This window comes from Streptomyces sp. NPDC029466 (assembly GCF_055574515.1).
Genome location: NZ_JBVHZH010000015.1, coordinates 120,180 through 136,485 on the forward strand (window position 1 = coordinate 120,180; position 16,306 = coordinate 136,485).

The following is a 16,306-nucleotide window of genomic DNA, read 5'->3' on the forward strand; positions in this document are numbered from 1 at the left end:
TCACAGTCCTCGCGTCATGTCGTCTTCGGCGCCGGAACCGTCGAGCGCGAGCTGGATCATGGCTTCCATGTCCATCGTGTCGAGCGATTCACGGTCGTCGTCTTCGGTGGTCTCGGACGCTTCCTCGGTGATCCCGGCCAGTTCCAGCAGGGAGTTCAGCAGCCCGGCCTCGGCAAGACGGTTCAGCGGAATCGAGGTCAGCATCCGGCGGATGGTCTCCTCGTTGTCGTCGGCACCGGAGCCGGCGTCCCCGTACGGCGCGAAGTGCGTGCCGAGGTATTCGGCGAGCACCCGCGAGTTGGGGTAGTCGAAGATCGTGGTCGCCGGGAGTTTCAGCCCGGTGTCCCGATTGAGCCGGTTCCGCAGCTCCACGGCGGTCAGCGAATCGAACCCCAGGTCCTTGAAGGCCCGGCCCGCTTCCACCGCGTCCGCGTCGGCGTAGCCCAGTACGGCGACCACATGGCCACGCACCAGGTTCAGCAGCAGCCGCGACCGCTGCGCCGGGGAGGCGGTCTTCAGCCGCTCCGGCAGTCCGTCCGCACCGCCCTGGCCGGCCGCGGCGCTGCGCCGGGTCCCGCGGACCAGGTTGCGCAGGAGCGGCGGGACCTCGTCGGTACGCAAGCCCGCGCCGAGCGCCGTGAGATCGAGGCGGACCGGCACGGTGAGCGCCCGTCCCCCCGCGACCGAGGCGTCGAACAGTGCCAGCGCCTCCGCCGAGGACATCGGACGCAGCCCGTCCCGGGCCTTGCGCTGCCGGTCGGCCTCGCTGAGCGTGCCGGTCAGCCCGCTGCTCTCCTCCCACAGCCCCCACGCCAGGGACTCGGCTGGCAGCGCCTGGGCGCGACGGTAGGCGGCGAGCGCGTCCAGGAACGCATTGGCGGTGGCGTAGTTGCCCTGCCCCGGTGCGCCGAACACGCCGGCGGCCGAGGAGAACAGCACGAAGGCGGACAGGTCGAGGTCCTTGGTGAGCTCGTGCAGATTCCAGGCGGCGTCGACCTTCGGCCGCAGTACCGCGTCGATCCGCTCCCGGGTCAGGGACCCGAGGACGCCGTCGTCCAGCACGCCCGCGGTGTGCACGACACCGGTCAGCGGAGCCTTTGCCGGGATACCGGCGAGCAGTCCGGCCAGCGCGTCCCGGTCGGCGGTGTCACAGGCGGCGATGGTCACCCGGGCCCCCAGAGCGGTGAGCTCGTCCCGGAGTGCCTCGGCACCCTCGGCGTCCGGGCCGCGGCGGCTGGTCAGCAGCAGGTTCTGCACCTGGTGCTCGGTGACCAGATGCCGGGCGACCAGCGTGCCCAGGGTTCCGGTACCACCGGTGATCAGCACGGTGCCCGACGGCTTCCACACCGGTCCGCCGTCCTTCTCGGACGGCTCCAGCATGGTGAGCCGCGGTACCGCCAACTTCCCGTCCCGAATGGTCACTTGGGGCTCGCCCAGGGCGACGGCCGCCGTCAGCGCAGCGCGCGACGCCTGCTGGTCATCGCTGTCGACCAGCACGAAATGATCCGGGTTCTCCGACTGTGCGGAACGCACCAATCCCCATACCGGTGCCGTCACCAGATCTACTTCCTCCCCCGTCACAGACACCGCGCTCCGGGTCAGAATCACCAACCGCGACCCGGCGAACCGTTCTTCAGCCAACCAGCCCCGCAGCGTCTCCAACACCCCATATGCGACCTCCCGAACCCCACCGGAAACCCCGACAACCCCTGAGTCGGGTACCGGGAGAACCACTACTTCCGGGGCCGGATCGAGCGCCTTCAGGGCGTCCAGGTCCATGACGTCGCCACCCGTTGCCGTACCAACCCCTAGGCCGTCGCCCCCGAGCACCACCAGGGAACTCCCCTCGGGGCCGCCTGGCGCAGCGGCCGGGGCCGGGTCCGGGTCCACCCAGTCCACCCCGTACAGCGATTCCCGGCGGCCGGCACCTTCCGCGAGCCGCTCCGCCGACACCTCATCCCAGGTCACGGACGCGATGGAGGCGACGGGAGCGCCCTCGACATCCGCGATCCGTACGGCGTACCCGTCCCCGGCCGGGGTCAGCGCCACCCGCAGTGCGGTCGCCCCTACGGCATGCAGGCTCACCCCCGTCCAGGCGAGCGGCAGTCGCGCCCCGTCCGGCCCGGCGCAGTGCAGCGCCGCGTCAAGCAGTGCCGGGTGCAGCCCGAAGCCGCTCGTGTCGCCCGTATCCCCCTCGGGCAGGGCCACCTCGGCGAACAGCTCGCCACCGCGCCGCCAGACCGCGCGCAGCCCCTGGAACACCGGGCCGTAGCCCAGCCCCAGCTCGGCCCGTTCACGGTAGAAGTCCGCCAGCTCGACGGGCGCGGCGTCCGTGGGAGGCCAGCTCCGTGCGTCAAAGCCGGCCGGCTCGGCACTTCGGGCGAGGACACCGGTCGCATGCCGGGTCCACGCCTGCTCGTCCGGGACGTCCTCGGGCCGCGAGTAGACACTGAGCTCCCGGCCGCCGTCCGCGTCGGGCTCCGCGACCAGCACCCGCAGCAGCACGGCAGCGCGGTCCGGGAGCACCAGCGGTACGTCCACGGTGAGTTCACGTACGACGTCACAGCCCACCTGGTCCCCGGCCCGGATGGCAAGGTCGACCAGCGCGCTCTCGGGTACCACCGCGGTGTTGAGGACGATCCGCTCGGCCAGCCAGGGGTGGGTGGCCTGTGACAGCCGCCCGGTGAGCACCTGAGTGCCGGGCATCGAGACGGCCGCACCGAGCAGGGGGTGATCGGCGCTGCTCAGTCCGGCGGCGGTGACATCGCCGACGGTGCCGGTGTCGTCCAGCCAGTAGCGCTGTCGCTGGAAGGCGTAGGTGGGGAGGTCGGTCCGCCGGCCGGTGGGCAGCAGAGTGCTCCAGTCCACCGGGACGCCATGCGCCCACAGTTGGGCGAGCGAGTACGCGAAGCGGGGCCAGCCACCCTCGTCGCGGCGGAGAGATCCCGTCACCACGACGGGGTTGCCCGCCTCCTGCGCGGTGTCCTCGATTCCCGGGGTCAGGACGGGGTGCGCGCTGCACTCGACGAAGACGCCGTGGCCGTCGGCAAGGAGGGCCTGGATCGCTTCCTCGAACCGCACCGGATTGCGGAGGTTCTCGAACCAGTAGGCGGCGTCCAGCTCCTCGCCGGAGAGGACCGAGGCGTGCACCGCCGAGTAGAACGGGATACGGCCTTCAGCAGGGGTCACCTCCGCCAGGACGGTGGCGAGTTCCTCGCGCAGTTCCTCGACCTGGGCGCCGTGCGAGGCGTAGTCCACCGGGACCTGCCGGGCCCGCACCTCCTGCTCGGCGCACTCCGCCAGCAACTCCCGCAAGGCCTCGGGTTCGCCCGAAACGACGGTCGAAGTCGGGCCGTTGATGGCGGCGACCGACAGCCGCTCGCCCCACCTGGCGAGGCGCTCCTGCACGGCGTTGCGCGAGCCGGCGACCGACACCATGCCGCCGCGTCCGGCCAGGACACGGCCGATGGCCTGGCTGCGCAACGCCACCACCCGCGCGCCGTCACGCAGGGACAAGATGCCGGCAACGCAGGCCGCGGCGATCTCACCCTGCGAATGCCCCACCACAGCCGACGGCACCACGCCACAGTCCTCCCAGACCGCGGCCAACGACACCATCACCGCCCACAGCACCGGCTGCACCACATCAACCCGCGCCAGCATGTCCTCGTCGGACAGCACCTCGTCCAACTTCCAGGACACGAACTCCGACAGCGCCTCGCCACACTCAGCCATCCGCCCCGCGAACACCGGGGAGGCGGCGAGCAGTTCGTCCGCCATGCCCAGCCACTGCGAGCCCTGGCCAGGGAAGACGAGCGCCACACGGCTACCGGCTCCCGTACCGGTCGAACCCCGCACCACGCCCGCGGGATCCACCCCCGAAGCCAGCCCACGGAGGCCGTCAAGAAGGTCCGCACCGTCAGCACCGAGCACCACCGCCCGGTACTCCAACCCCGCCCGCGTGCTCAGCAGGGAGAAGCCCACGTCAGCAGCGTCCAGCTCGGGGTGCTCCGCCACGAAGGACGCCAAGCGCTCCGCCTGAGCCGACAACGCCTGCTCCGAACACGCCGACAGCATCCACGGCACCACCCCGGCCCGCGCCGCCGCCTCGACCGGCTCGTCGTCAGCCGTTTCGACGGCCTCCAGCTCAGAGACGGGAGGTGCCTGCTCCAGCACGACATGTGCGTTCGTCCCGCTGATACCGAAGGACGACACACCCGCCCGCCGCAGCTGACCACTCTCCGGCCAGTCCCTGGCCTCCGTCAGCAACTCCACCGCACCCGCCGACCAGTCCACATGCGACGACGGCTCATCCACATGCAGCGTCTTCGGCAGCACACCGTGCCGCATGGCCAGCACCATCTTCATCACACCGGCCACCCCGGCCGCGGCCTGGGTATGGCCGAGGTTCGACTTCACCGAACCCAGCCACAACGGCCGGTCCTCCGGCCGCCCCTGCCCATATGTGGCCAGCAGCGCCTGAGCCTCGATCGGGTCGCCGAGGGCGGTGCCGGTGCCGTGGGCCTCCACCGCGTCGACCTGATCGGCGGAGAGCCGGGCGTTCGCCAGGGCCTGCTCCACGACGCGCTGCTGGGAGGGTCCGTTGGGGGCGGTCAGACCGTTGGACGCACCGTCCTGGTTCACCGCCGAACCACGCACCACCGCCAGGATCGGATGGCCGTTGCGCTCGGCGTCCGACAGCCGCTCCACCAGCAGCATTCCGGCGCCCTCGGCGAGGGTGGTGCCGTCCGCGCCCGAGGCGAACGCCTTGCAGCGCCCGTTGCGTGCCAGGTTCTGCTGACGGGAGAAGTCGATGAACGTATCGGGGGTGGACATCACGGTCACCCCGCCGGCCAGGGCCAGTGAGCACTCCCCGGTCCGCAGCGCCTGGATCGCCAGATGCAGGGCCACCAGGGAGGACGAGCAGGCGGTGTCCACGGTCACCGCCGGGCCCTCCAGGCCGAAGGAGTACGAGATCCGGCCGGACAGCACGCTGCCGATGCTCCCGGTGCCGAGGAATCCCGCGGCTTCGGGGGCGACATGGTTCAGCCGCGACGCGTACTCGTGATACATCAGCCCGGCGAACACCCCGGTGGAACTGCCGCGCAGGGCCATCGGGTCGATTCCCGCATGCTCGAACGCCTCCCAGGACGCCTCCAGCAGCAGCCGCTGCTGGGGGTCCATGGCGGTGGCCTCATGCGGGGAAATGCCGAACATTTCGGGGTCGAATTCGAGGGCGTCGTGCAGGAATCCGCCCTCGCGGACATAAGAGGTGTAGGGGCGCCCGGAATCCGGGTCGTGCAGGGATTCCAGGTCCCAGCCCCGGTTGTCCGGGAAGGTGGTGACGGCGTCCCGGCCGTCGGCCACCAGCTGCCAGAGTTCTTCGGGTGAACTCACTCCTCCCGGGTACCGGCAGGCCATGCCGATAATGGCGATCGGCTCGTGCTGCTTCTCCTCGACCTCGCGCAACCTCTGGCGCGTGCGGCGGAGATCAGCCGTAGCTCGCTTGAGATAATCCCGGAGTTTGGCTTCATTCTCCATCCGGTACCTTCCCCCAAAAAACTGTCAGGCGCTTGATCCGCACGCGTTAGGACATTCCGAGTTCGTTGTCGAGAGCGTCGAAGAGTTCGTCATCGGTGGCTGAGTCGAAGTCCTCTTCGGGGTTCTCCGGACTCTCGCCGTTCCTGCTCTCGTCCCACTGCCACAAGATGCTTCGCAGCCGAGCGGTGATCTTGTCCCGGCCGGCGGCGTCGGGGGCGATCTCCGGCAGTCCGGCGGCGATCCGGTCGAGTTCGGCGAGCAGCCGGGCCGAGGGGTTCGCCTCGGCCGGTACGAGTTCCGCCCGCAGGAACTCGGCGAGCGCGACCGGGGTCGGATGGTCGAAGACCAGGGTGGCGGGCAGGGTCAGGCCACCGGCCGCGGCGAGCTGATTGCGCAGTTTCACGGCGGTCAGCGAGTCGAACCCCAGGTCCTTGAACGGCCGGTGGTCCTCGACCTGATCGGCGGACTCGTAGGCGAGTACCGACGCAACCTGAGTACGCACCAAGGCCAGTACGGTCTCCCGCTGTTTGTCCGCCGGCATGGCGATCAGCCGGTCCGTCCAGCCCTTCTCGCCAGGCCCCTCGGTGCCGGCCGAGCGCCGGGTGTCGCCCGGCATCAGACCGTGCAGCAGGATCGGTATCCGGTCCTTCGGCAGGGCCCGGATCGCCGGGATGTCCAGCGGAATCGGCACCAGCACCGGTTCGGCGGCCCGGCGGGCGTGGTCGAAGAGGACCATGCCGAGTTCCGCGGTCATCGCTCCCGCCGAGATCCGCTCCGCCCGCATCTCCTCGCTCTGGTCCGCGGCCTGGACCCGCTCGGCCCAGACGCTCCACGCCATCGAGACGGCGGGCAGGCCCTGGGCGCGCCGGTGGTGTGCCAGTGCGTCCAAGAAGGCGTTGGCGGCGGCGTAGTTGCCCTGCCCCGCGTTGCCGAAGTGCGCGGCCGCCGAGGAGAACAGGATGAACGCCGACAGGCCAAGCTCCTTGGTGAGCTCATGCAGGTTCCAGGCCGCGTCCACCTTGGGCCGCAGCACGGTGTCCAGATGCCCCGCGGTGAGCGAGGTGACCACACTGTCCTCGACCACCCCTGCCGCGTGCACGACCGCGGTCAGCGGACGGTCCTGCGGAACAGCCGCCAGCAGCTCCGCCAGCGCGGTCCGGTCCGCGGCGTCGCAGGCGGCAAGGGTGACTTCCGCCCCGAGTCCGGCCAGCTCGTCCCGCAGTTCCGTGGCCCCCGGGCTCGCCGCGCCACGGCGGCTGGTGAGCAGCAGATGACGTATCCCGTGCTGCGTCACCAGATGACGGGCCACCAGGGTGCCGATCATTCCCGTACCGCCGGTGATCAGCACCGTGCCCTGTGGGTCGAAGGCCGGGGCCTCGCCGGTCAGGTGGACCCGGGTGAGCCGTACGGCGCGCGGCGTGCCGGCCCGGACCACGGCCTGGGGCTCGCCGGAGCCGATGACCTCCGGCAGGGCGGCGGCCGAGGAGTCCTGCTCGTCCAGATCGACGAGGACGAACCGGTCGGGATGCTCGGACTGGGCGGACCGGAACAGTCCCCAGCTCGCTGCGTACGGCAGATCGGTCACCGGGTCGGTGGCCTCGGCCGCCATGGCCCCGCTCGTCACCAGCACCAGACGGGAGGTGGCGAACCGGTCGTCGCCCAGCCAGCGCTGGATGAGTTCCAGCGCATCGCGCACGGCTCCGTGTACCACCCCCGGGAGGAATCCGTCCCGGTCGCTGCGCGGTGCGGCGGTCAGTACGACCTCGGGGACGGGCGCGCCCGCCTCGACCGCCGCGGTGAGCGCGGCGAGATCGGTGTAGGTCTCGCCGTTCCCGGTGAACGCGGCCGCCAGGCCCGCTCGGTCCGCACCGAGCACCGCCCAGGAGCCGGTGAACTTCGGCCCGTGGAGGGCCGTCCACTCGGGGCGGAAGAGGGTGTCGCGCGGTGCCGCGCCGGTCAGTGCGGTGGCGGTGACGGCCCGGAGCCGCAGCGCGTCGACGGAGGCGATGGGCTCACCGAGGCCGTCGGCGATGTCCAGCGTCACGGCCCCGGTGGGCGCGGTGCTGAGGCGGGCCCGCAGGGTGGTCGCCCCGGTCGCGAAGAGCGAGACGCCGTTCCAGGTGAAGGGCATCCAGGGGCCACCGTCCTGCTCCGCGAGCGGAGACCACGACAGGGCGTGCAGTACGGAGTCGAGCAGGGCCGGGTGCAGCCCGAACCGCTCGGCCTGGTCCCGCTGGTCCTGCGGCAGGGTCACCTCCGCGTAGAGGTCGTCACCCTGACGCCAGACCTCCCGCAGGCCCTGGAACACGGGCCCGTAGTCCACTCCGGCGGCGGCCAGCTGGTCGTAAATGCCGTCCAGATCCACCGGGCTGGCTCCCTCAGGGGGCCACACGTCGAGGCCGGTTCCACTGTCGGCGGCGGTGTCCGGTCCGAGCAGCCCGGTGGCATGGCCGGTCCATGGCTCACCGTCGAGTGCATCGTCGGCGCGCGAGTGCACCGTGACCGGTCGGCGGCCCTGATCGTCCGGAGCGCCGACGCTGACCTGGAGCTGCACCCCGCCCTGATCCGGGAGGATCAGCGGGGCCTCCAGCACGAGTTCCTCGACCCTGGGGCAGCCGACCTGGTCACCCGCCCTGATGGCAAGGTCCACAAAGCCGGTGCCGGGGAGGATGGTGACGCCCCGGACGGTGTGGTCGGCGATCCACGGGTGGGTGGCCGTACTGATCCGCCCGGTGAGGACGACCGTGTCCGTACCGGCCATGGAAACGGCGGCCGGGACGAGCGGATGCTCCACCGGTTGCAGCCCGAGACCGGCCGCATCCTGAGTACCCGCTGAGGCCGACAGCCAGTAGCGCTGCCGCTGGAAGGCGTAGGTGGGGAGATCGACCCGTCGGCCGGCCGGAAGCAGGGTGCTCCAGTCCACCGGGACGCCATGCGTCCAGAGTTGGGCGAGCGAGTACGCGAAGCGGGGCCAGCCGCCTTCGTCGCGGCGGAGAGATCCCGTCACCACGACGGGGTTGCCCGCCTCCTGCGCGGTGTCCTCGATTCCCGGGGTCAGGACGGGGTGCGCGCTGCACTCGACGAAGACGCCGTGGCCGTCGGCAAGGAGGGCCTGGATCGCTTCCTCGAACCGCACGGTGTTGCGCAGGTTCTCGAACCAGTAGGCGGCGTCCAGCTCCTCGCCGGAGAGGACCGAGGCGTGCACCGCGGAGTAGAAGGGGATCCGGCCTTCAGCAGGGGTCACCTCCGCCAGGACGGTGGCGAGTTCCTCGCGCAGTTCCTCGACCTGGGCGCCGTGCGAGGCGTAGTCCACCGGGATCTGCCGGGCCCGTACGTCCTGCTCGGCGCACTCCGCCAGCAACTCCTGCAAGGCCTCGGGTTCGCCCGAAACGACGGTCGAAGTCGGGCCGTTGATGGCGGCTACGGACACCCGCTCACCCCACCTGGCGATGCGCTCCTGGACGGCGTCTCGCGAGCCGGCGACGGAGACCATGCCGCCGCGTCCGGCCAGGACACGGCCGATGGCCTGACTGCGCAACGCCACCACCCGGGCGCCATCACGCAGAGACAAGATGCCGGCAACGCAGGCCGCGGCGATCTCGCCCTGAGAGTGCCCCACCACAGCCGACGGCACCACGCCACAGTCCTCCCAGACCGCGGCCAACGACACCATCACCGCCCACAGCACCGGCTGCACCACATCAACGCGCGCCAGCATGTCCTCGTCGGACAGCACCTCGTCCAACTTCCAGGACACGAACTCCGACAGCGCCGCACCACACTCAGCCATCCGCCCCGCGAACACCGGGGAGACGGCGAGCAGTTCATCCGCCATACCCAGCCACTGCGAACCCTGGCCAGGGAAAACCAGCGCCACACGGCTACTGGCTCCCGTACCGGTCGCACCCCGCACCACACCCGCGGGATCCACCCCCGAAGCCAGCCCACGAAGGCCGTCAACAAGGTCCGCACCGTCAGCACCGAGCACCACCGCCCGGTACTCCAACCCCGCCCGCGTGCTCAGCAGGGAGAAGCCCACATCAACGGGATCCGGCTCCTTGCGGTCCTCGACGAAGGACGCCAACCGGCCCGCCTGAGCGGCCAACGCACGCTCGGAGCGCGCGGAGAGCACCCACGGCAGAACACCGGGCGGTGCCTCCTCGACCGGCTCCGCCAGTGTCTCTTCAGGTGCCTCTTCAGGTGCCTGCTCCAGCACGACATGTGCGTTCGTCCCGCTGATGCCGAAGGACGAGACACCCGCCCGCCGCAGCTGACCACTCTCGGGCCACTCCCTGGCCTCCGTCAGCAGCTCCACCGCACCCGCCGACCAGTCCACATGCGACGACGGCTCATCCACATGCAGCGTCTTCGGCAGCACACCGTGCCGCATGGCCAGCACCATCTTCATCACCCCGGCCACCCCGGCCGCGGCCTGGGCGTGCCCGAGGTTCGACTTCACCGAACCCAGCCACAACGGCCGCTCCTCCGGCCGCCCCTGCCCATATGTGGCCAGCAGCGCCTGAGCCTCGATCGGGTCGCCGAGCGTCGTACCGGTGCCGTGCGCCTCCACCGCGTCCACCTCGGACGCTTCGAGACCGGCGTTGGCAAGGGCTTGACGGATCACCCGCTGCTGCGAGGGGCCGTTGGGGGCGGTCAGACCGTTGGACGCACCGTCCTGGTTGACCGCAGAACCACGCACCACCGCCAGGACCGTATGGCCATTGCGCCGGGCATCGGAGAGCCGCTCCACGAGCAGCAGACCGACGCCCTCGCCCCAGCCCGCGCCGTCCGCGCTCTCGGCGAAAGCCTTGCTGCGGCCGTTCGGAGCGAGGGCGCGCTGGCGGGAGAACTCGATGAACTCCATCGGTGTGGACATGATCGTCACACCACCGGCCAGGGCCAGTGAGCATTCGCCGGACCGCAGCGCCTGGATGGCCCAGTGCAGGGCCACCAGCGAGGATGAGCACGCGGTGTCGACCGTTACCGCGGGGCCCTCGAAGCCGAAGGTGTAGGAGATCCGGCCGGATACCACGCTGCCCGCGGTGCCGGTGGCGAGGTGGCCGTCCACCTCGGCGGAGCTCTGGGCCAGGAAGGAGCCGTAGTCCTGGCCGTTGGTGCCGACGAAGACGCCGGTGTCGGCACCGCGCAGCGTCGTCGGGTCGATCCCCGCGTCCTCCAGTGCCTCCCAGGAGGTTTCCAGCAGCAGCCGCTGCTGCGGGTCCATGGCGGTCGCCTCACGCGGTGAGATGCCGAAGAACCCGGGGTCGAAGTCGGCCACGTCCCGCAGGAAGCCGCCTTCTCGGACGTATGAGGTGCCGTGGTGGTCGGGGTCCGGGTGGTAGAGCCGCTCGACGTCCCAGCCGCGGTCGCCGGGGAAGTCGCTGACCGCGTCCTCGCCGCGGGCCAGCAGGTCCCAGAGCTCCGCCGGCGAGGCGACGCCGCCGGGGAAGCGGCAGGCCATACCGACGATGGCGATGGGATCGTCGTCCACGGTCCCGCGGGACCGCACCACGGTGGTGGCGGTCTGCCCGCCGAGCAGTTCTTCCCGCAGGAACCGCACGAGTGCGGCCGGGGTCGGATAGTCGAAGATCAGGGTCGCCGGGAGGCTGAGTCCGGTCGCGGTGTCCATGCGGTTGCGCAGTTCCACCGCGGTCAGCGAATCGAACCCGAGGTCCTTGAACGCGCGGGATGCCTCCACCGCGCCGCTGCCCGCGTACCCGAGCACCAGGGCGACCTGGGCCGTGACCAGTTCCCTCAGCGCCCGGTCCTGGTCGGCCTGCGGCAGGCCGACGAGACGGTCCCGTAACGCGTTACCGGCACCGACGCCGGCCGTGGCGGCACGCCGACGCACCGGCACCAGTCCCCGCAGGACGGGCGCCACCTCCCCGGAGGCGGCAAGCGCCCGCAGATCCAGCCGTATCGGGACGGACAGTGCGGTGTCCGTGGTGAGCGCGGCATCGAACAGGGCCACGCCGTCCTCCGCCGTGAGCGGGACGAGTCCGCCGCGGGCCATCCGTCGCAGATCGGTGTCGCTGAGCTGCTTGGTGATCTCGCTGGTCTCGGCCCAGAGCCCCCAGGCCAGGGAGGTGCCCGGCAGGCCGTTGTTCCGGCGATGGCGGGCGAGCGTGTCCAGGAAGGTGTTGGCGGTGGCGTAGTTGCCCTGGCCGGCCGCGCCGAGTACCGCCGCGGCCGACGAGAAGAGGACGAACGCGGAGAGATCGGCGTCCTGGGTGAGTTCGTGCAGGTTCCAGGCGGCATCCATCTTGGGCCGCAGCACGGTGTCCAGGCTTTCCCCGGTGAGGGAGCCGAGGGTTCCGTCGGCGGTGACCCCCGCGGTGTGCACGACTCCGGTCAGTGGAGCGTCCGCCGGGATTCCCGCCAGCAGTTCGGCGAGGGCGTCGCGATCCGCCGCGTCGCAGGCGGCGATCTCCACCTGGGCGCCCAGCGCGGTGAGTTCCTCGCGGAGTACGGCCGCGCCCTCGGCGTCCTGGCCGCGCCGGCTCGTCAGCAGGAGGCTGCGGATGCCGTGCGCGGTCACCAGGTGCCGGGCGATCAGGCTGCCCAGGGTTCCGGTGCCGCCGGTGATCAGTACGGTGCCGTCGGGGTTCCAGACCGAGGCCGTACCGGAGGGTCCGGAGGATCCCAGGGGCCCGGACGGTCCGGAGGGCCCGGGCGGTACGGACGGTATGGACGGCCCAGACGGTTCGAGCCTGGCGAGCCTCGGTACCGACAACGCGCCGTCCCGGAGCGCCAGTTCAGTTTCACCGGTGGCCACGGCGGCACGGATCGCGGCGGAGGACGTCTCATGGCCGTCGATATCGACCAGCACGAAACGGCCCGGGTGCTCCGACTGCGCCGAGCGCACCAGCCCCCAGAGCGGTGCCATGGTCAGATCCACCGGCTCACCGGCGACCGAGACGGCACCCCGGGTCACCACGACGAGCCGGGCAGCGGCGTTCCGGTCATCGGCGACCCAGCTCTGAAGCTGTTCCAGCACCTGGTGGGTCACCGCACGCACGCCGTCAGGAACGGTCGTCCCCTCCCCCGCCACCGACGGATGCAGAAGGACGAGGTCGTCGTCGCCCTCGGCATCGGAAGTCTCGGGAAGGTCCGGCAGGGACACCCACTCCACCGCGAACAGCGAGTCGTGGTGGTCGCCCGGGACAGTCATGGTCAGCTGCTCGGGAACCACCGGCTCCCAGCGCACCGCGTCTACGGAGGCGACCACGCCGCCGGCCTCATCGGCGACGAGGAGCGCATACCCGTCAGCCGCCCTGCTCAGCTTCACCCGGAGCGCGGTGGCACCCACGGCGTGCAGGCGCACCCCGGTCCAGGACGCGGGGAGCCGCAGCCCGTCGAGCGCTGGTTGCAGCGCCGCGTCGAGCAGGGCCGGATGCAGCCCGAACTTCGCGGCGTCGGCGGCGACTTCGTTCAGCAGGGCGACCTCGGCGTAGATCTCGTCGCCCCGCCGCCAGGCGGCCTGGACGCCCTGGAACACGGGGCCGTGGTGGAATCCGGCGGCACCGAGAGCGTCGTAGCAGCCGTCCACGGAGAGCGCCTCGGCGCCGGCCGGCGGCCAGACCGCTTCGCCGAACGCCATCGTCCCGGCACCCGCCGCCAGCGCACCCATGGCGTGCGCGGTCCAGGACTGTTCGGGGGACTCCTCAAGCCGCGAGTACACGGCCAGTTCCCGGCGGCCGTCCTCGTCGGGCTCCGCGACGACGACGCGCAGCTGGACTCCGCCCCGCTCCGGCAGAACCAGTGGCCGCCGCACGGTGAGTTCTTCGATCAGGTCGCAGCCGACCTGGTCCCCGGCCCGGATGGCGAGTTCGACCAAGGCCGAGCCGGGCAGTACGGCGGCGCCGAGTACGGCATGGTCGGCGAGCCAGGGGTGGGTGGCCAGGGACAGCCGGCCGGCCAGGACCACGGCGTCCGGCAGGGTCACGGTGGCACCGAGCAGCGGGTGATCGGCAGCGCCCAGACCCGCGGCGGTCATATCGCCCGCCCCGGTGTCACCTTCCAGCCAGAAGTGCTGCCGCTGGAAGGCGTACGTCGGCAGTTCCACCCGGCGGCCGTCGGCGAGCATCGGCTGCCAGTCGACGGGGACCCCACGGACCCACAGCCCGGCGAGCGCCTCCGTCGCCACCTCGGGTTCGGGACGGTCCTTGCGCAGCGTGGGCACGAAGGCCACGTCCTCCGCCAGGCAGTCCTGTCCCATGGCGGACAGGACGCCGTCCGGGCCGAGTTCGAGGAAGGTGGTGACGCCTTCGGCGTGGGCGGCGCGCATACCGTCGTGGAAGCGGACGGCTTCCCGGACGTGCCGCACCCAGTACTCGGGGTCGCGGAGTTCGGCCGAGTCGGCCGGCGCACCGGTCACGTTCGATATCACCGGCAACTGAGCATCCGCGTACGTGAGTTGCCTCAGCACCGCGCGGAACTCGGCCAGCATCGGGTCCATCAGCGGCGAGTGGAAGGCATGGCTCACCCGCAGCCGCTTGACCTTACGCCCCTCCGCCTCCAAGGCAGCAGCGATCTGCTCCACCTCGGCCTCGGCACCCGAGAGCACCACGGACTCAGGACCATTGACGGCAGCGATCCCGACCAGATCCCGGCCCTCCAGCAGCGGCGCGACCTCGTCCCCCGACGCCCGCACCGACACCATGACGCCACCGGCCGGCAGAGCCTGCATCAACCGCCCACGCGCCGCGACCAACTTCGCCGCATCCGCCAGCGACCACACACCCGCCAAATAGGCAGCCGTGATCTCACCAATGGAATGCCCCAGCAGCACAGCCGGCGTCACACCATGAGACTCAACGAGACGGTAGAGGGCGACTTCGAGAGCGAACAGCGCCGCCTGCGCATACTGCGTCTGGTCGAGGAGGTCGCCCCCGTCCCGGACCACCTCCGTCAGCGGCCGGGGCAGCAGACCGTCCAGCTCCGCACACACCTCATCCCAGGCCCGCGCGAACACCGGATACGTCTCATACAACTCACGGCCCATCCCCAGCCGCTGCGCCCCCTGACCGGTGAACAGCACACCGAGTTTGCCGTCGCTGACCAGTCCGGTGAGCACGCCGGGCGCGGCGTCACCGGTGGCCAGGGCGGCCACCGCGGTGCGCAGTCCGGCCCGGTCGGTGGCCAGGGCGACCGCGCGATGGTCGAGGGCGGCACGCGTGGTGACCAGCGAGAAGCCGGTGTCCACGGGGTTCAGCTCCGGCTGCCCGTCCACGAAGGCGGCGAGTCCGGCTGCCTGCGCGGCGAGCGCCTGCCGGGAACGGGCGGACAGCACCCAGGGCACCAGACCGGAGGGGTCGGATGCCACGGGGACGGGTCCGGCCTCTGCACGGTCGTTGGCGGGGGCCTGTTCGAGGACGACATGGGCGTTGGTGCCGCTGATGCCGAAGGAGGACACCCCGGCCCGGCGCGGTCGTTCGGCCTCCGGCCAGTCCCTGGCTTCGGCGAGGAGTTCCACCGCGCCGGCGGACCAGTCCACATGCGGTGAAGGGGCGTCCAGATGCAGGGTCTTGGGCAGCACGCCGTGCTGCATGGCGAGCACCATCTTGATGATTCCGGCGACTCCGGCGGCGGCCTGGGTGTGCCCGAGGTTGGACTTGATACCGCCCAGCCACAGTGGGCGGTCCGCCGGGCGGTCCTGCCCGTAGGTCGCCAGAAGCGCCTGGGCCTCGATGGGGTCTCCCAGGGTCGTCCCGGTGCCGTGCGCCTCCACCGCGTCCACATCCGACGGCGAGAGATGCGCGTTGGCGAGCGCCTGGCGGATCACCCGCTGCTGCGAGGGCCCGTTGGGGGCGGTCAGACCGTTGGACGCACCGTCCTGGTTCACCGCCGAACCCCGCACCACCGCGAGCACGGGATGGCCGTTGCGCTGGGCGTCCGACAGCCGCTCCACCAGCAGCAGGCCGGCGCCCTCGCCCCAGCCGGTGCCGTCCGCGGCGGCGGCGAACGGCTTGCAGCGGCCGTCCGCCGCGAGACCGCGCTGGTAGGAGAAGTCGACGAAGGTATCCGCGGTGGCCATCACGGTCACGCCGCCGGCCAGCGCGAGATCGCAGTCCCCCGCCCGGAGCGCCAGTACCGCCTGGTGCAGCGCCACCAGCGAGGAGGAGCAGGCGGTGTCCACGGTGATCGCGGGGCCTTCGAAGCCGAACAGATAGGAGATCCGGCCGGAGACCACACTGCTCACCGCGCCGGTGCTCATAAAGCTGGCGATGTCGTCGGGGACATCGAGGACCCGCGCGGCGTAATTGTGGTACATCAGCCCGGCATAAACGCCGGTCTTGCTGCCCCGCAGGGTTCCCGGGTCGATTCCGGCGCGTTCGAAGACCTCCCACGACGTTTCCAGGAGCAGCCGCTGCTGCGGGTCCATCGCGAGCGCCTCGTGCGGCGATATTCCGAAGAACCCCGGGTCGAACTCCGCGGCGTTCTGAAGGAATCCGCCCTCCCGGACATAGGACGTGCCGGGGTTTTCCGGGTCGGGGTGGTACAGCCCCTCCACGTCCCAGCCCCGGTCCGCCGGGAAGGCGGACATGCCGTCGCGTCCCTCGGACAACAGCGTCCACAGGTCTTCCGGAGAGGCGACTCCACCGGGATAGCGGCAGGCCATGCCGACAATGGCGATCGGTTCCGATTCGAGTTCCCAGATCCGGCGGCGACTTTGCCGCAGATCGATTGTGGCCTGCTTGAGATACTCGACAAGTTTCTTGTCGTTGGTCACCTGGTTCCGCCCCTTCGACCGGCACGAAAAATG

The 16,306-nt window shown here is 71.1% G+C and carries 2 pseudogenes; both read right to left on the bottom strand.

Annotated features, from left to right (window positions below):
• Positions 1 to 5,502: pseudogene (locus ACZ4XD_RS14535) on the bottom strand (type I polyketide synthase); the annotation flags it as partial.
• 85 nt (positions 5,503 to 5,587) lie between these two features.
• A pseudogene (locus ACZ4XD_RS14540) lies at positions 5,588 to 16,267 on the bottom strand (SDR family NAD(P)-dependent oxidoreductase); the annotation flags it as partial.
• Positions 16,268 to 16,306: the final 39 nt, after the last annotated feature.